Source organism: Methylobacterium sp. 13MFTsu3.1M2, from assembly GCF_900112625.1.
GTDB lineage: Bacteria > Pseudomonadota > Alphaproteobacteria > Rhizobiales > Beijerinckiaceae > Methylobacterium.
In genome coordinates this window covers 136,941-153,915 of sequence record NZ_FOMM01000015.1, presented here as the reverse complement: position 1 = coordinate 153,915, position 16,975 = coordinate 136,941, and the positions used below count along the sequence as shown (strand labels likewise).

Sequence of the window (16,975 nt, the reverse complement as noted above, 5' to 3'; positions counted from 1 at the left end):
GCCCGGTCACCGGCTCAGTCCCTCCGCGCGGTAGAAGCCGGCCAGGCCGGCCCCCGCGGCGAGCCGGATCTTGGGCAGGGCGACGCGGTCGAACAGGGCCGCGTCGCGCGCCCGGTTCCCGCGCTCGGTGACGGCGATGTGGCAGATCATCGCCCATTTCACGCTGTCCCGGCCGCCGTCGAGGGCGCCGAGCCGGTCGCGCACGAACCACGACCGGCGCAGGTAGCGGATCAGGCCGGTGGCGGTCGGGACGTCGAGGAGGATCACGCCCGTCGCCCGCTCCAGACGCTGCGGCAGGCACCGGGCATAGGTGCCGTCCATGACCCAGCGCGGCTCGCGGATCGCCGCGTCGTGCAGGGCCTGGAACTCCGCGAAGGGCCGCGGATCCCAGTCGGTGCCCGGCTGGTGGTACAGCCGGTCGAGGTGGACCGGCGGCAGGCCGCGCGCCCGCGCGATGGCGACCGCCAGGGTGGACTTACCGCTGTTCGACGGCCCCAGGATGCAGAGCCGCGGGCCGAGCGCGTCGAGGGTCACGGCGAGCGCGGGGGTGGCAGCGCGTCGAGCAGCTGGCGCAGGAATGCCCGCACCGCCTTCGGCAGCCGCCGGTCGCGCATCGCCTGGATCTTCACGCTCCGGGCGAGGCTCGTCCGGGACTGGATCGGCAGGCTGACAAGCTCGTTGAGCCGCAGGGGCGTCTGCACCGACAGCGCCGACATCAGGGCGATGCCGCGGGAGCGCCGCACGAAGGGCAGCAGCGCCGAGAGCGTGTTGGAGGTCAGCACCGGCTCCACCGCGATGCCCTCGTGCGCGCAGGCGGCGTCGAAGACCTGCCGCAGGGTCGTGTCCCGGGTCGGCAGGGCGACGGGATACTCCAGCAGGTCGACGAGGCGCAGGGCCGGCGCCCGCGCGAGGGGATGGTCGGGCGCGGCCAGCGCCAGCATGTCGACCTGCCCGTCGTAGAGCACCTCGACCTGCGCGGTGGGTGTCAGCGCGAAGGTGATCCCGAGATCGGCATCCCCCACCGACACCGTCTGGGTGACCTGGGCCGGGGGCTGGACCGTGACCTCAAAGCGGATGCCGGGATGGGCCGCGTGGAAGGCCGCGATCGCGTTCGGCACGATGTCGAGGGAGAAGCCCTCCGAGCAGGCGACCCGGATCAGCCCACGGGCGAGCCCTTCCAGCTCCCGGATCTCGGTGACCACCTGCTCGGAGCGGATCAGCACCTGATGGGCGTGCTGCGCCAGCAGCTCACCGGCCGGGCTCGGCACCATGCCGCGCGGGCGGCGCTCGAACAGCACGCAGTCGAGCTCGGCCTCCAGGTTGGTGATCTGCCGGCTGATCGCCGAGGCCGCGACGTTGAGCTGGGACGAGGCGGCCGCGATCGACCCGGTGCGGGCCACGGCCAGGAAGTAGCGCAGGCCCGTACTCTGCATTATCGTGCTCGATGCGCTGTATGGTGCCGTGCACATTGCCGATATGGCAACGCAGCACTCGCTAAATTCTACTTGTTGCGATCCCAGATGCACAACACCATGGCAGGGTGAAAAACGCGGCAGCCGCGGAACCGTCCGCCGGGCCTGTCCGCCGCGCCGTCGGAGCCTGCATGCCGCTACGGACCCTCACCCGAGCCGCCACCCTGGCCGCCACCCTGGCCGCCACCCTGGCCGCCTCGTTCGCGACCCTGATCGCTGCCCACCCGGCGCTGGCCGGCAAGGCCAACGACACATTGGTCTACGCGTCAGACAGCGAGCCCGAGAACGTCAGCCCGTACCACAACAGCGCCCGCGAGGGCGTGATCCTGGCCCGGAACTGCTGGGACACGCTGCTGTACCGGGATCCCAAGGACGGCACCTACAAGCCGTTCCTGGCGACCGCTTGGAAATGGGCGGACGACACGACCCTCGACCTCACGATCCGCGAGGGCGTGGTCTTCCACAACGGCGACCCGCTCGGGCCGGAGGACGTGGCCTTCACGTTCAACTACGTGCTGACCCCCGAAGCGCGCACGGTCACCCGCCAGAACGTCGACTGGATGAAGTCGGTGGAGGTGACCGGCCCGCACAGCGTGCGCATCCACCTGAAGGCCCCGTTCCCGGCGGCGCTGGAATACCTCGCCGGCCCGACCCCGATCTTCCCGGCCAACTACTTCAAGAAGGTCGGCCTCGACGGTTTCGCCAAGGCGCCGGTCGGCAGCGGCCCGTACCGGATCACCAAGGTCGACAGCGGCCGCGGCGTCTCCATGGAGCGGTTCGACAAGTACTGGGCCGAGAGCCCTCTGGGTAAGCCGAAGATCGGCAAGCTGCAGTTCCGCGTCATCCCGGACGGCGAGAGCCGGATGGCCGAGCTGATGACCGGCGGCGTCGACTGGATCTGGCGGGTGCCGAGCGACCAGGCCGAGCAGTTGCGCGCCGCGCCCAACATCACGGTCCTCAATTCCGAGACGATGCGGGTCGGGTTCCTGCAGTTCGACACGCTGGGCCGGGCGAAGGAGAACTCGCCGCTCAAGGACGTGCGCGTCCGGCAGGCGATCTCCTACGCCATCGACCGCAAGGCGATGGTCGACAACCTCGTGCGCGGCGCCTCGCGGGTGATGAACGCGCTGTGCTTCGTCGACCAGTTCGGCTGCACCGACCAGGGGGTGATGCGCTACCCCTACGACCCCGCCAAGGCCAAGGCGCTGCTCAAGGAAGCCGGCTACCCGAACGGGTTCGAGATCGACCTCGGCGCCTATCGCGAGCGCGACTACGCCGAGGCGGTGATCGGCTATCTCGGCGCCGTCGGCATCAAGGCGCGGCTCAACTACCTGCGCTACGCGGCGTTCCGCGACGCGCTGCGGGCCGGCAAGACCTCGATCGGCTACCAGACCTGGGGGTCGTTCTCGGTGCTCGACGTCTCGGCCTTCGACGGTGTGTATTTCCGCGGCGGCGAGGAGGACCTGACCAAGGATCCGCAGGTGATCGCCGACCTGCAGGAGGGCGACAGCTCCATGGATCCCGAGAAGCGCAAGGCCGCCTACGCCAAGGCGCTCCAGCGGATCGCCGCGCAGGCCTACGCGCTGCCGATGTTCTCCTACTCGACCAACTACGCCTTCACGTCGGACCTCAACTTCACCGCCCAGCCCGACGAGGTGGCGCGCTTCTACGCGGCGTCGTGGAAGTGACGGCGGTGGCCGTAGCGCGCCGCTTTTCCCCTCCCCCTTGCGGGGAGGGGGCAGGGGTGGGGGTGGTGCAGACGGCACCGCTCCGCTCGATCCTGAACCACCCCCACCTCCGGCTCCTCCCCGCAAGCTTGAGCGATCCCGGGCAAGCCCGGGATCGCCAGGGGAGGAGAGAACGCTCCGTCATGATCCGACGTGATCGACGGGAAACAGCAGGAGCCTGAGCCATGCTGGCCTTCACGTTCCGGCGCGTGCTGGTCGCCCTGGCGGTGGCCTTCACGGTCTCGGTGGCGAGCTTCCTGCTCCTCCACCTCTCGGGCGACCTCGCCACGGCCATCGCCGGCCCAGAGGCCACCGGGCCGCAGATCGCCCAGATCCGCCAGGATTACGGCCTGGACCAGCCGCTGCTGACCCAGTTCCTCACCTGGGGCTGGCGGGCGCTGCACCTCGACTTCGGCAACTCCTTCTATTTCCGTGAGAGCGTGATCGACCTGCTGGCCGCCCGCCTGCCGATCACCCTCTATCTCGGCATCATCGCGCTGGCCGTGGCGCTGTTCGTGGCCATTCCCCTCGGCGTCGTCGCCGCCGTGAAGCGGGACACGTGGATCGACCGGACGGCGCTCGCCGTCTCGGTGCTGGGCCAGGCGATGCCGAGCTTCTGGTTCGGCCTGACGCTGATCCTGATCTTCTCCGTCAACCTCCGCTGGCTGCCGGTCTCGGGCAACGCCACCTGGAAGAACTTCGTCCTGCCCGCAGTGGCGCTCGGCTACTACGCGATGCCGGCGGTGATGCGGCTCACTCGCAACGGCATGCTGGAGGTGCTGGCCTCCGACTACGTCCGCACCGCCCGCGCCAAGGGGCTGCCGCCCCGGAAGATCCTGGTGCGGCACGCGCTCCGCAACGCCGTGATCCCGGTTATCGCCCTGTCGGCGGTGCAGTTCGGCTTCATGCTCGGCGGCTCGATCGTGATCGAGGCGGTGTTCTCGCTCCAGGGCCTCGGGCAGCTCGCCTGGGAATCCATCGCCCGCAACGACTTCCCCGTCGTCCAGGCGATCGTGCTGGTTCTGGCCATGATCTACATCGGCCTGACGCTGGCGGCCGACCTCCTGAACGCCTTCCTCGACCCGCGCCTGCGCCAGTCGTGAGGATCCGCCGATGAGCCTCCCCCCCGACACGGCGGCACTCGCCGCCCCGGCCCTGCCTCCGGACGCGCCGGTCGCGCTCGCGCCGGTGCCCTCCCCCACCCGCCTGATCCTGCGGCGGGGCCTGCGCCACACCGGCTTCCTGATCGGGGCCGGGATCCTCGGGCTGATCGTGCTGGCGGCGCTCGCCGCCCCGCTCATCGCGCCGCACGACCCCTACGCGCAGGACGTGTCCCGCCGCCTGATCCCGCCGATCTGGCAGGCCAAGGGCACCTGGGACCACGTGCTCGGCACCGACAAGCTCGGCCGCGACTACCTCAGCCGCCTCCTCTACGGCGGCCAGATCTCCCTCCTGATCGGGATCTCGGCGGCGCTGATCTCCGGGCTGATCGGCACCACGCTCGGCCTGTGCGCCGGCTATTTCGGCGGCTGGGTCGATTCGGTGGTGAGCTACGTGGTGACCACCCGGCTCGCCATGCCGGTGGTGCTGGTGGCGCTCGCCATGGCGGCGCTGGTCGGCGGCTCCCTGAAGGTGGTGGTGCTGGTGCTGGGCTTCCTGCTCTGGGACCGCTTCGCCGTGGTGACCCGGGCCGCGACCCAGCAGATCCGCAACCAGGACTTCATCTCGGCCGCCCGCGCCGCGGGGCTGACCGACCTGCGCATCATCCGCCAGGAGATCCTGCCCAACATCATGAACGCGCTGATCGTCGTGGCGACCCTGGAGATGGCCCACGCGATCCTGCTGGAGGCCGCCCTGTCGTTCCTCGGGCTCGGCGTCCAGCCGCCCCTGCCCTCCTGGGGCCTGATGATCGCCGAGGGCAAGCAGTACATGTTCTTCCAGCCCTGGGTGATCACCATCCCGGGCGTGGCGCTCCTCCTCCTCGTGCTGGCGATCAATCTCTTAGGTGATGGCCTGCGCGACATCACCGCCCCCGAGGCGCGCAACTGATGCGCCGCCGTCTCTGCGAGCGGAGCGAAGCAACCCAGCGGCGCCACGCTTGCCGCGGTCGCGCCTCTCTGGGTCGCTTCGCTGCGCTCGCGATGACGGGTCGGGCCGCCAATCCCTCTCAGACTTCCTCCTCCGGGATCACACCATGACGCGAGACGCCGCCATCGCGCGCGCCACCGAAGCCTTCGATTCAGGCGCGTTCCTCGCCCTCTTGCGGGAGGCGGTGGCGATGCCGACCGAGAGCCAGGCCCCCGGCCAGGAGGCGGCGCTCCGCGCCTATCTCGACGCCTTCATCGCGCCGCTGGTCGCCCGCCTTGGCTTCGAGACCCCGAAGATCTTCCCCAACCCCGACGGGGTGCACGGCCCGTTCCTGATCGCCGAGCGGCGCGAGGGCGCGGACCTGCCGACCGTGCTGATCTACGGCCACGGCGACACGGTGCGGGGCTACCCCGAGCAGTGGCGCGAGGGCCTCGGCCCCTGGGAGATCGTGGTCGAGGGCGACCGCTGGTACGGCCGCGGCACCGCCGACAACAAGGGCCAGCACGTCCTCAACCTCGCCGCCCTGGAGCAGGTGATCGCGGCGCGCGAGGGCCGTCTCGGCTTCAACGTGAAGCTGCTGATCGAGATGGGCGAGGAATCGGGCTCCCCGGGCCTGCGGCCGTTCTGCCGGGAGCAGGCCGAAGCCTTGCGCTCCGACGTGCTGATCGCCTCGGACGGGCCGCGCCTCAACGGCGAGCGCCCGACCCTCTTCCTGGGCTCCCGCGGCGCCTACAATTTCGAGCTGAGCCTGAACCTGCGCGAGGGCCCGCACCATTCCGGCAACTGGGGCGGGCTGCTGCGCAATCCCGGCACGGTGCTGGCCTCGGCGATCGCCTCGATGGTCGACGCGCGGGGCGCCATCCTGGTGGACGCCCTGCGGCCGCCGCCGATCCCCGAGGGCGTGCGCGCGGCGCTCGCCGACATCCGCGTCGGCGAGGACCCGACCGCGCCCACGATCGATTCCGACTGGGGCGAGCCGGGCCTGAGTCCCGCCGAGCGGGTCTTCGCCTGGAACACGCTGGAGGTGCTGGCCTTCAAGACCGGCGACCCCGACGGGCCGCTCAACGCCGTGCCGCCCCACGCCAAGGCGACCCTGCAGCTGCGCTTCGTGGTCGGCACCGACTGGCAGAACCTCATCCGGAACGTGCGCGCCCATCTCGACGCGCACGGCTTCCCGATGATCGAGGTCCGGCCGGCCCGCGCGGCGGAAGTCTTCCAGGCGACCCGTCTGCCCGTGGAGGATCCCTGGGTCGAGTGGGCGCTCCAGTCGATCGAGGCGAGCTCGGGCAAGAAGCCGGCGCTGCTGCCCAATCTCGGCGGCTCGCTGCCGAACGACGCCTTCTCGGAGATCTTAGGGTTGCCGACCCTCTGGGTGCCGCATTCCTACCCGGCCTGCCGCCAGCACGGTCCGGACGAGCACATGCTCGCCTCCGGCACCCGCGAGGGCCTGGCGATCATGGCCGGCCTGTTCTGGGATCTGGGCCGAGACGGGCCCGACATCCTCCGCCGCCGCACCGCGAGGGCCTGACACGATGAGCGAGCCGGTCGTCCGCATCCGCGATCTGACGATCGCGCTCCCCAAGGGCGCCGACCGCCCGCACGCGGTCGAGGGCCTGAACCTCGACCTCGAGGCCGGGAAGATCCTGTGCGTGGTCGGGGAATCGGGCTCGGGCAAGTCGATGAGCGCCTACGCGCTGACCGGCCTCCTGCCCCGGGCGCTGAAGCCGACGGCCGGCACGATCCTGTTCGAGGGCCGGGACCTCCTGACCCTCGACGAGCCGGCGTGGCGCGCGCTGCGGGGCCGGCGCATCGCCATGGTGTTCCAGGAGCCGATGACGGCCCTGAACCCGGTGATGCGGGTCGGCGACCAGATCGCCGAGATGTTCGAGGCGCACAACCTGCTCAGCCGGAGCGAGCGCCGGGCCCGGGCGGTGGCGCTCGCCGCCGAGGTCGGCCTGCCGAACCCCGAGGAGGCGGTGCGGGCCTACCCGCACCAGCTCTCCGGCGGCCAGCGGCAGCGGGCGATGATCGCCATGGCGCTGGCGCTGGAGCCCTCGGTGCTGGTCGCCGACGAGCCGACCACGGCGCTCGACGTCACCACCCAGGCCCAGATCCTCCGGCTGATCCGCGACCTGCAGCGGAAGCGCGGGATGAGCGTCCTGTTCATCACCCACGATTTCGGCGTGGTGGCGGAGATCGCCGACCACGTGGCGGTGCTCCAGCGCGGGCGGCTCGTGGAATCCGGCACCGCCGAGGCCGTGCTGCGCAATCCGCAGGCGCCCTATACCAGGGCGTTGCTCGCCGCCGTCCCGAGCCTGACGCCGCCGCCGCGCGCAGCCCTGGAAGCGGCGCCGGTCGCCCTCTCGGTGACCGGGCTGTCCAAGACCTATTCCGGGCGCTCCGGCCTGTTCGGCAAGCCGCGGATCGTGGCGGCCGTCAAGGAGGTGTCCTTCGACGTCCGCCGCGGCGAGACCCTGGGGATCGTGGGTGAATCCGGCTCGGGCAAGTCGACGACCGCGCGGCTGGCGATCCGCCTGATCGAGCCCGATGGCGGAACGGTCCGCCTCGGGGAGCTCGACTACACGGCCCTCGGGAAGGCGGCCTTGCGCGACAAGCGCAGCCGCATCCAGATGATCTTCCAAGACCCGTTCGCGTCCCTGAACCCGCGGCGCACCGTGGAGCAGATCATCACGGCGGGACCGATCGCCCACGGGGTGCCGGCCGCCGAGGCCCGGGAGCGGGCGCGCAGCCTCCTCGACCTCGTCGGCCTCGATCCCAAGGCCGCCGCCCGCTACCCCAACGCCTTCTCGGGCGGGCAGCGCCAGCGCATCGGCATCGCCCGAGCGCTCGCGATGGAGCCGGACGTGCTGGTGGCCGACGAGGCGGTCTCGGCGCTGGACGTCTCGGTCCAGCGGCAGGTGCTGGACCTGCTGGAGGACCTGAAGCAGAGATTGTCGCTGGCGATGCTGTTCATCACCCACGATCTGCGGGTGGCCGCCACGATCTGCGACCGGATCGCCGTGATGCACCGCGGCGCCATCGTGGAGATGCGGGGCACCGCGGACCTGTTCGCCGCGCCGGAGCACGCCTACACCCGCACCCTGCTCGCCGCGGTGCCAGGCGCGCGCGCCTCCTGAGCCGTTCCGGCCCCGGACGGGCCAATCTGGGACGCAGAGACAAGTTTTTTGGACGGGACCGCCCTGTCCGGATCCTGCAAGTTCAGTAGGATAGCGCCGTTGTCGAGGGTGGAGCACCCCGGCGGATCCACGGCTGCACCCGCTATCCGTCCCCGCCCGCACCTCGCACGGGGACAGGGTTATCGAGCGTGTCGATCTCAGACAAGACCGACGACATCCGGCAGAACCGCAAGCGCAGCGAGACGAATCTGCCGCCGGTGCTCCGCCGCGGGCGCGAGCACCGGATCGTGCGCTGGATCGGCGCCGCGAACCGCAAGGCACCGCGCCCCGCGGAGGAGCCCGCGGCCGCGGACAACCGGGTGATCAAACTGAGCTGGGCCGACACGTTCGGCCGCCCGGGCCGCGCCGAGCCCGGCCGATCCGAGCCGGCCCCCGCGCAGGTGCTGCCGTTCCTGGGGCGGCGGAGCGAGACCGCGCCGCGCGCGGCCCCGCGCCGCGCCGCCGATCAGCCCCCGGTGCCCGTCCTGCGCTGATCGACGCGCCCGCCGGGCACGCCGAGGCCGATCGCCTTCGCCAGCGCGGAGCGCTGCGCGGCGTAGCCCGGCGCCGTCATCGGGTAATCGTCCGGCAGACCGTAGCGCTCGCGGTACCGCTCCGGCGTCAGGCCTTGGGCGGTGAGGTGGCGCTTCAGGGTCTTGTAGGTCCGGCCGTCGATGAAGCTGACGATCCCGTCCTCCTGGACCGACTTGCGGATCTGGGCCGGCGTCGGCCGCTCCACGGCCGGCTCGACCGCGGCCACCGGCGCCTGCCCGTCGAGGGATGCCAGGGCCGCGTGCACGCTCGCCATCAGCTCGGGCAGGGCCGTCGGCGGAACGGAATTGTTCGAGACGTAGGCGGCGACGATCTCGCCCACCAGCGTGACCAACCTGAGGCTGTTCTCGGGATTCTTTTCAGGCACTGCGCGAGTCCACACGAAGCTTTCGACGACGATGCCTGCGGTTCCAAAGCAAAAACCACGTATGTGTCAAGACGGTCTTGACTGAGGGATGATCACCCGAAGCGCTTTTCGGTGCGGATGGGCCGGATCGCCGGCGCGAAAGGCTCCGGTCACCTGCACAAAGGTGCCGATGGAATGCCTGTTACACGGGTCGGGAGCCCGCGCGGCGGGAAAGACCGCGCGCGGCGTCACCCGATCCCGAGAGCGCGGATCAGCGTCAGGCTGAGGGCGATCAGGACCGCCAGGGAGGCGGTGACCGCGAGTGTGACCCGGCCGCCAACCCGGGCCAGGACCCGGACGTCGACCCCGAGGCCGAGGGCGGCCATGGACAGGACCGTGAGCACGCCGGCGAGCTGGGTCAGCGGCTTCACCGCCGGGTCCGGGACGAGGCCCAGGGAGCGCAGGGTGGCCAGCGCCAGGAAGCCGAGGATGAACCAGGGCACCAGCTTGGTGAAGCCCGGACGGGACGGCGCCGGCGGCGCCCCCGCCGCCTGCGGCAGACGCGGGGCGATCAGCGAGAACACCACCACGACCGGGCCGAGCATCAGCACCCGCACCAGCTTGACCAGGGTGCCGACCTGGGTCGACAGCAGGCTCACCGGGACGGTCGCGGCCAGGACCTGCGGCACCGCGTAGACGGTGAGCCCCGCCAGCACCCCGTACTGGTTGTCGGTCATGCCCGCGAGGGGCACGAACAGCGGCAGCCCGAGCACCATCAGCACGCCGAGGACGGCGGTGAACGCGATGGCGGCGGCGATGTCCTTCGCCTCCGCGCCGATCACGGGCGCGACCGCCGCGATGGCCGAGTTGCCGCAGATGGCGTTGCCGCAGGCCACCAGGATCGCCATCCGGGCCGGCAGCCCGAGCGCCCGGCAGATCGCCACGCTGGCGGCGATGCCGAGCACCACGGTCCCGACGATGCCGGCCAGCAGCGCCGGGCCGGAGGCGAGGATCGCCCCGAGGCTCAGGGAGGCGCCGAGCAGCACCACGGCGACCTCGAGGAGCTGCTTGGCCGAGAAGGCGATGCCGGTGCGGAACCGCGCCGGGGGCGTCCAGGCGGTCCGCACCGCGATGCCGATCAGGATCGCCAGAACCAGGGCCTCGATGTAGGGGTGACCGGCGACCCGCTCCTCTACCGCCTGCGCGGCCATCGCCACCGCGGTGATCACCGCGCACAGGCCGATGCCGGGCAAGACCGAGGCGGCCGTGTCCGACCGGCCACCCCGGTCGGGGCGGGCCGGCGTCGGGGCCGTCTTGGATGGGGCGTCAGGGCTCACGGGAACGGGCTCCGGGGGTCGTAAGCGGAGCCTATAGGAAGAAAACGTTCGCCGCACCGTCGCAACAGAGAAGTTCGATCTCTATTCGAGCAACATGCGAGAAGACACGTCTCCGCAGAGATCGGGGCCGGCCTCGGGCGGAGCGCGGCCGGAGCGCTCCGCCCGGCCCGCCCCCGCTCAGGCCTGCATGCCCCAGCGCTGGACGGTGCGCCGCTCGATCGTCTGGAAGATCAGGTTCTCGACCACGAGACCGATCAGGATCACGGTGAGCAGCCCGGCGAACACGTTCGGGATGTCGAGCATGTTCTTGTTCTCGAAGATGAACCAGCCGAGGCCGCCCGCCCCGGACGACACCCCGAAGACCAGCTCGGCGGCGATCAGGGTGCGCCACGCGAAGGCCCAGCCGACCTTCAGGCCGGTGAGGATCGACGGAAAGGCCGCCGGGATCAGGATCTTGCCGATCAGCCGCGGGCCCGACAGTCCGTAATTGCGCCCGACCATCTTGAGCGTGCGGCTGACCGACAGGAAGCCCGAATGGGTGTTGAGGGCGATCGCCCAGGTCACCGAGTGGACCAGCACGAAGATCAGGCTGCCGTTGCCCAGGCCGAACCAGATCAGCGCCAGGGGCAGGAGCGCGATCGCCGGCAGCGGGTTGAACATCGACGTCAGCGTCTCGAGCAGGTCGGTCCCGATCCGCGACGCGATGGCGACGCCGGTGAGCAGGGTCGCCAGGGCGACGCCGGCGGCGTAGCCCATGAGCAGCACCTTCAACGAGCTCCAGGCCCGGGCCGGCAGCGTGCCGTCCGCGATGCCCCGGAAGAAGGCCTCCACGGTCGCCGTGAAGGTCGGGAACAGGAGGTCGTTGTCGAGATAGCGCCCGTAGGCCTCCCAGATCCCGGCGAGGAGCACGAGGATCACGACCTTGCGCAGCCACGCCTGGTTGTAGAGCCGCTCGGCGACCGACAGCGGCTTCTCCACCACGGTGGCGCCGTGGGCGTGGCCGGTCTCGCGCACGATCTCGGGCCGGCCGGACGGCGGCAGGGCCGCGAGGCGCGGCGCCGCGCCCGTCCCGGCCAGCGGGGCGCCGCTCAGGGCTTGCGCGCTAGACATTCTCCGCCTCCTGGATCTCTTCCGAGAACAGCATGTGCTGGATCCGGCCCTCGAGCTGCAGCGCCGCCTCCGGCGACGCGGCGCTGTTGAGCTCGGCCTTCACCTCGCCGGGATGGGGCGAGAGCAGCAGGATGCGCGAGCCGACCTTGATCGCCTCAGGGATCGAGTGGGTGACGAACAGCACGGTGAAGCGCGTGCCCTCCCACAGGGCGAGCAGTTCGTCTTGCATGCGTCGCCGGGTGAGCGCGTCGAGTGCCGCGAAGGGCTCGTCCATCAGCAGGATGTCGGGCTCCATCGCCATGCCGCGGGCGATGGCGACGCGCTGCTTCATGCCGCCCGACAGGGTGTGGGGGTAGCTGTCGGCGAATTTCGTGAGGTTGACCTTGTCGATGTAGAGGTTGGCCCGGTCCAGGGCCTCGCGGCCTCTCAGCCGGCCCGAGGCCTCGAGGGCGAAGACCACGTTCTGCCGGACCGTCTTCCACGGCAGGAGCTGGTCGAATTCCTGGAACACCATCATCCGGTCAGGACCGGGCTCGGTGACCGGGCGCCCCTTCAGGCGGATCTCGCCCTCGGTCGGCGCCATGTAGCCGCCCACCGCCTTGAGCAGGGTCGACTTCCCGCATCCGGACGGCCCGAGCAGGACGAAGCGGTCCCCGGGCCAGACCCGGAAGCTCACCCGGTAGGTGGCCGTGACGAGGTGCTCGGGCGTCTTGTAGCGGAGCGTGACGCCGTCGACCTCCAGCAGAGGCTGACCCGTGTCCATCCATCCTCCCTGGCGCCGCGGTTTGAACCGCGTTTCGCTGAGGGCCGGAGATGGTCCGCCCCTCACGGGAAAGTGTATCGGCCCGCGGAAGAGGCTGTAAAGGTCGATATTTTGTATGCGATGGGATCTTCGTCCCGATCGTCAGGCCCGACGGGTCAGGCCGGGTGCCACCACCGGCCCTTCAGCACCACGCCTTCGGCGGTGATCCGCCGGTCGCCCGTCATGTGCTCGCCGCGCGTGTCGACGTAGTCGAACGCGCCGTCCCGCACCGCCAGTACCGTGGCGTCGCCGAGCGCTCCGACCTTCAGGGTCCCGTACTCCATCCGCTTCAGCGCCACGGCGGCGTTCACCGTGGAGGCGGCGACGACCTCGGTGAGGCTCATGCCGAGGCAGAGCATCTTCGACATGGTGGTGACCTGGTCGAAGGCCGGCCCCTCGATGCAGAGCTGGTGCACGTCCGACGAGATCGTGTCGGGCAGGAAGCCGCCCGCCAGCATCGCCCGCGCCGTCTTGAAGGCGAACGAGCCCTTGCCGTGGCCGATGTCGAACAGCACGCCCCGCGCCCGCGCCTCGCGCAGCGCCGGCTTCACGGCGCCCTGGGCCGTGATGGGCGAGTTCGGGAACGGCCGGAACGCGTGGGTCAGCACGTCGCCGGGCCGCAGCATGGCCAGCACCTGCTCGTAGCTCGGCGGCGGCTCGTCGATATGGGCCATCAGCGGCAGGCCTGTCTCCTCCGCGACCTGCAGGGCGATGTCGAGGGGCGCGGTGCCCTGGTCGCCCGAGGCGTGGCGCCCGACCCGGACCTTGATGCCGACGATCACGTCCCGGTTGGCGTCGGCGACCTCGACCGCCTCCCGGGGCGCCATGAGCCGCGGGTCCTCGCTCTCGCCGACCATGATGGTCTTCGAGAAGCCGAAGATACCGGCGAAGGAGACGTGCAGGTAGGCGAGGATCCGCGCCTGCGACCGCTCGATCACGTGGCTGCGGAAGCCGGCGAAATTGCCGGGCCCGGCGCTGCCGGTATCGACCGAGGTGGTCACCCCCGAGGTCCGGCAGAAATCGTCGGCGTCGATGCCGAGCGAGGTGCCGCCCCAGTAGACATGGGTGTGCAGGTCGATCAGGCCCGGCGTGACGATCGCGCCTTCCATGTCGCGCACCTGCGTGCCGGGGCCCGCCGGCAGGTCGCGGCCGAAGCCCGAGACGCGGCCGTCCGCGAAGGCGACGTCGCAGATCCCGTCGTGGTTCTGCGACGGGTCGATGACCCGGGCGCCCTTCAGGATGAGGTCGTGCTGCACGAGAGACTCCGGATGTGGTTCGCGGGAATCCGACCCGTCCTCGCGAGCGAAGCGACCCAGGGATCCGCCACGCTCGGGGATCGCGCGCTGCCCTGGGTCGCTTCGCTGCGCTCGCGAGGACGGCGCCGTCAGGCCGCCTGGGCGGGCACGGCCGTGTCGTTGAGGTGGCAGGCGGCGAAGTGGCCGGCGCCGACCGCGTCGAGGCCCGGCACCTCGGTCCGGCAGCGGTCGAAGGCGTGCGGGCAGCGGGTGTGGAAGCGGCAGCCGGAGGGCGGGTTGATCGGGCTCGGCACGTCGCCCTTGAGCACGATGCGGGTGCGCCCGGCCCCGGGCTCGGGGATCGGCACCGCCGAGAGCAGCGCCTGCGTGTAGGGGTGCTTGGGCGCCAGGAAGAGATCCCGGCGGGGGCCGATCTCGACGATCTTGCCGAGATACATCACCGCGACGCGGTGGGTCATGTGCTCGACGATGGCGAGGTCGTGCGAGATGAACAGCATCGCGAGATCGAGCTCGCGCTGCAGGTCGCGCAGCAGGTTGACGATCTGCGCCTTCACCGAGACGTCGAGGGCCGAGACCGCCTCGTCGCAGATGATCAGGTCCGGCTCGGCGGCGAGCGCCCGGGCGATGCCGATGCGCTGGCGCTGCCCGCCCGAGAACTCGTGCGGGAAGCGCCCGAGCGCCTCGCGCGGCAGGCCGACCCGCTCCATCAGGCTGGCCAGCCGGCTCTCCAAGTCGGCGCTGTTCCGGGCCAGCCCGAAATTGCGGATCGGCTCGGCCAGGATCGCCCGCACCCGCATCCGCGGGTTGAGCGACGAGAACGGGTCCTGGAACACCATCTGGATGTGGCGCCGCAGGGGCCGGAGCGCTCCGGCCGAGAGGTCGTCGATGCGGCGCCCGTCGAGCACCACCTGGCCGGCGGTGGGCGCGTAGAGGCGCATCAGCGCCTTGGCGACGGTGGACTTGCCGCAGCCGGACTCGCCGACGAGCGAGAGGGTCTCGCCCCGGGCCACCGTGAAGGACAGGCCGTCCACCGCCTTGAGCACGCGCTTGGACTGGCCGAACAGGCCGCCGCCGAGGGCGAAGTGCTTCTTGAGGTCGTTGACCTCCAGCAGGGTGCGGGCGGCGGGTGCGGGCGTGGCGCTCATGCCGCGAGGGCGTCCTTCGGCGCGTAGTGGCAGGCGGCGAGGTGGCCCGGCGCCTTCGGCTCCAGGGCCGGCGCGTAGGCGCGGCACAGGTCGGTGACGTCCGGGCAGCGCCCGGCGAAGACGCAGCCCTCGATCCGGCCCTTCAGGCTCGGGACCATGCCGGGGATCTCGGCGAGCCGCGCGTCGGCGCCGTGCTCGACGGCGCCGAGCTTCGGCACCGCCCCCATCAGGCCGCGGGTGTAGGGGTGGCGCGGCGACCGGAACAGCTCGCGGACCGGCGCCTCCTCGACCTTGCGGCCGGCATACATCACCACCACCCGGTCGGCGACCTCGGCCACCACGCCGAGATCGTGGGTGATCAGCATGATCGCGGCCCCGACCCGGGCCTTCAGGTCGCGCATCAGGTCGAGGATCTGGGCCTGGATGGTCACGTCCAGCGCCGTGGTCGGCTCGTCGGCGATCAGGAGCTTCGGCGAGCAGGCGAGCGCGATGGCGATCATCACCCGCTGGCGCATGCCGCCGGAGAGCTGGTGCGGGTATTCCCGCACCCGGCGCCGCGGCTCGGGGATGCCGACCAGCGTCAGCATCTCCACGGCCCGCTCCTCGGCCTCCCGGCGGCCGAGCCCCTGGTGCAGCCGCAGGGTCTCGCCGATCTGGCGGCCGACCGTCAGCACTGGGTTCAGCGAGGTCATCGGCTCCTGGAAGATCACGCTGATGTCGTTGCCGCGGATCTTGCGCATGGCGCTGTTCGGCAGGTCGAGGAGGTTCTTGCCCTCGAACTTGATCGCGCCGGCGATGCGGGCCGGCGGCTCGGGCAGGAGCCGCAGGATCGACATCGAGGTCACCGACTTGCCGCAGCCGGACTCGCCCACGATCGCCAGGGTCTCGCCCGACTGGATCGCGAACGAGACCCCGTCCACCGCCCGATTCACCCCGTCGGGGGTGCGGAAATGGACCTGCAGGTTCTCGATCGACAGGAGGGGGGTGCCGCTCATGCTGCCGGTCCTCATCAGACGTCTTTCGCCATGCGGGGGTCGAGGGCGTCGCGCAGGCCGTCGCCGACGAGGTTCACGGCGAGCACCGTCATCGAGAGGAAGATGGCCGGGAACAGGATGATGTAGAACTTCACCTGCCAGAGGGCCCGGCCCTCGGCCATGATGTTGCCCCAGGAGGGCGTCGAGGGCGGCACGCCCGCGCCGATGAACGACAGGATCGCCTCGGTGATCATCGCGGAGGCGCAGATGTAGGTCGCCTGCACGGTCATGGGCGCCAGCGTGTTGGGCAGGATGTGGCGCCAGATGATCGCCGGCATCCGGGTGCCGGTGGTGACCGCCGCCTCGACGTAGGGCTGCTCGCGCAGCGACAGCACCACGCCGCGCACGAGGCGGGCGACGCGCGGGATCTCCGCGATGGTGATCGCGATGATCACGTTCTGGACCGAGCCGCGGGTGAGCGCCATCAGCGCGACCGCGAGCAGGATCGGCGGGATCGACATCATGCCGTCGACGACCCGCATGACGATCCCGTCGAGCCAGCGCACCATACCGGAGACGAGGCCGACCGCGAGCCCCGCGACCGAGGCGAGGAACGCCACCGAGAAGCCGACCAGCAGCGAGACCCGGGCGCCGTAGACCACCCGCGAGTAGACGTCGCGGCCGAGCATGTCGGTGCCGAACCAGTACTGCGCCGACGGGGCCCGGGTGCGCTTGGCGGGCGCCAGGGCGGTCGGGTCGACGGTGCCGAGATAGGGGGCCAGCACCGCCATCAGGAAGACGATGAGGAGCAGCACGCCGCCGACCACGATGGTCGGGTTGCGGCGCACATAGGTCCAGACCCGGCCCCGGCGCTTGCGGGCCGGGATGACGTCGGGCAGCGGCGCCGCGACGGCGAGGCCCGGCGGCGGGGGCGCCTTGGGGGTGATCCCCTCGGGCGGGGCGCCCGCCTGCGGGGCGCTGCTGGGGAAG

The 16,975-nt window shown here is 71.2% G+C and carries 16 protein-coding genes; 6 read left to right on the top strand and 10 right to left on the bottom strand.

The features are described 5' to 3' along the window. Positions 1-6: 6 nt before the first annotated feature. Together BM314_RS16440 and BM314_RS16435 are read right to left on the bottom strand one after the other, a co-directional pair. Positions 7-534: a P-loop NTPase family protein gene (locus tag BM314_RS16440; protein WP_091927008.1), complete on the bottom strand. Its 528-nt coding sequence runs from the start codon at positions 532-534 to the stop codon at positions 7-9. Continuing rightward, positions 531-1,433, bottom strand: coding sequence for a LysR family transcriptional regulator (locus BM314_RS16435; RefSeq protein WP_091979028.1), 903 nt, complete (start codon positions 1,431-1,433; stop codon positions 531-533). The genes BM314_RS16440 and BM314_RS16435 overlap by 4 nt, the downstream gene beginning before the upstream one ends. 170 nt (positions 1,434-1,603) lie before the next feature. Between BM314_RS16435 and BM314_RS16430 the strand changes: the two genes are divergently transcribed. The 6 genes from BM314_RS16430 to BM314_RS16405 all read left to right on the top strand — a co-directional run bounded on the left by BM314_RS16430 (position 1,604) and on the right by BM314_RS16405 (position 8,957). Further along, positions 1,604-3,160 carry an ABC transporter substrate-binding protein gene (locus tag BM314_RS16430; RefSeq protein ID WP_091979026.1) on the top strand — a complete coding sequence of 519 codons (1,557 nt, stop codon included), beginning with the start codon at positions 1,604-1,606 and terminating at the stop codon, positions 3,158-3,160. Between the two features lie 224 nt (positions 3,161-3,384). After that, positions 3,385-4,302 (top strand): ABC transporter permease, encoded by a 918-nt coding sequence (locus BM314_RS16425; protein WP_042669601.1) that lies wholly within the window; start codon positions 3,385-3,387, stop codon positions 4,300-4,302. Positions 4,303-4,312: 10 nt separating this feature from the next. Then, complete coding sequence (locus BM314_RS16420; protein WP_091681016.1) at positions 4,313-5,248, top strand: ABC transporter permease; 936 nt, start codon at positions 4,313-4,315, stop codon at positions 5,246-5,248. Between the two features lie 145 nt (positions 5,249-5,393). Beyond that, positions 5,394-6,815: a M20 family metallopeptidase gene (locus tag BM314_RS16415; RefSeq protein ID WP_091979024.1), complete on the top strand. Its 1,422-nt coding sequence runs from the start codon at positions 5,394-5,396 to the stop codon at positions 6,813-6,815. Positions 6,816-6,819: 4 nt separating this feature from the next. After that, positions 6,820-8,424: an ABC transporter ATP-binding protein gene (locus BM314_RS16410; RefSeq protein ID WP_091979022.1), complete on the top strand. Its 1,605-nt coding sequence runs from the start codon at positions 6,820-6,822 to the stop codon at positions 8,422-8,424. A 188-nt stretch (positions 8,425-8,612) separates the two neighbouring features. Continuing rightward, a complete protein-coding gene (locus BM314_RS16405) occupies positions 8,613-8,957 on the top strand; it encodes a hypothetical protein (RefSeq protein ID WP_091927002.1) in 345 nt (114 codons plus the stop codon). Here BM314_RS16405 and BM314_RS16400 read toward each other — a convergent pair. The 8 genes from BM314_RS16400 to BM314_RS16365 all read right to left on the bottom strand — a co-directional run bounded on the left by BM314_RS16400 (position 8,930) and on the right by BM314_RS16365 (position 16,932). After that, complete coding sequence (locus tag BM314_RS16400; RefSeq protein WP_091979020.1) at positions 8,930-9,382, bottom strand: Ros/MucR family transcriptional regulator; 453 nt, start codon at positions 9,380-9,382, stop codon at positions 8,930-8,932. The two genes, BM314_RS16405 and BM314_RS16400, sit on opposite strands and share 28 nt — an antisense overlap. 227 nt (positions 9,383-9,609) lie before the next feature. Beyond that, complete coding sequence (locus BM314_RS16395) at positions 9,610-10,698, bottom strand: YeiH family protein (protein ID WP_091979018.1); 1,089 nt, start codon at positions 10,696-10,698, stop codon at positions 9,610-9,612. A 177-nt stretch (positions 10,699-10,875) separates the two neighbouring features. Continuing rightward, entirely contained in the window at positions 10,876-11,808 is a 933-nt protein-coding gene (locus tag BM314_RS16390) for an ABC transporter permease (protein ID WP_091979016.1), read from the bottom strand. Beyond that, positions 11,801-12,571 (bottom strand): ABC transporter ATP-binding protein, encoded by a 771-nt coding sequence (locus tag BM314_RS16385; protein ID WP_020093977.1) that lies wholly within the window; start codon positions 12,569-12,571, stop codon positions 11,801-11,803. Before BM314_RS16385 ends, BM314_RS16390 begins: the two co-directional genes overlap by 8 nt. 155 nt (positions 12,572-12,726) lie before the next feature. Next, a complete protein-coding gene (locus tag BM314_RS16380; protein ID WP_091979014.1) occupies positions 12,727-13,866 on the bottom strand; it encodes an amidohydrolase/deacetylase family metallohydrolase in 1,140 nt (379 codons plus the stop codon). 128 nt (positions 13,867-13,994) lie between these two features. After that, complete coding sequence (locus BM314_RS16375) at positions 13,995-15,011, bottom strand: ABC transporter ATP-binding protein (RefSeq protein WP_091979012.1); 1,017 nt, start codon at positions 15,009-15,011, stop codon at positions 13,995-13,997. Further along, positions 15,008-16,021, bottom strand: a complete 1,014-nt coding sequence (locus BM314_RS16370; RefSeq protein WP_020093980.1) for an ABC transporter ATP-binding protein — start codon at positions 16,019-16,021, stop codon at positions 15,008-15,010. Before BM314_RS16370 ends, BM314_RS16375 begins: the two co-directional genes overlap by 4 nt. Then, positions 16,021-16,932, bottom strand: coding sequence for an ABC transporter permease (locus BM314_RS16365; RefSeq protein WP_026605053.1), 912 nt, complete (start codon positions 16,930-16,932; stop codon positions 16,021-16,023). The genes BM314_RS16370 and BM314_RS16365 overlap by 1 nt, the downstream gene beginning before the upstream one ends. Positions 16,933-16,975 lie beyond the last annotated feature (43 nt).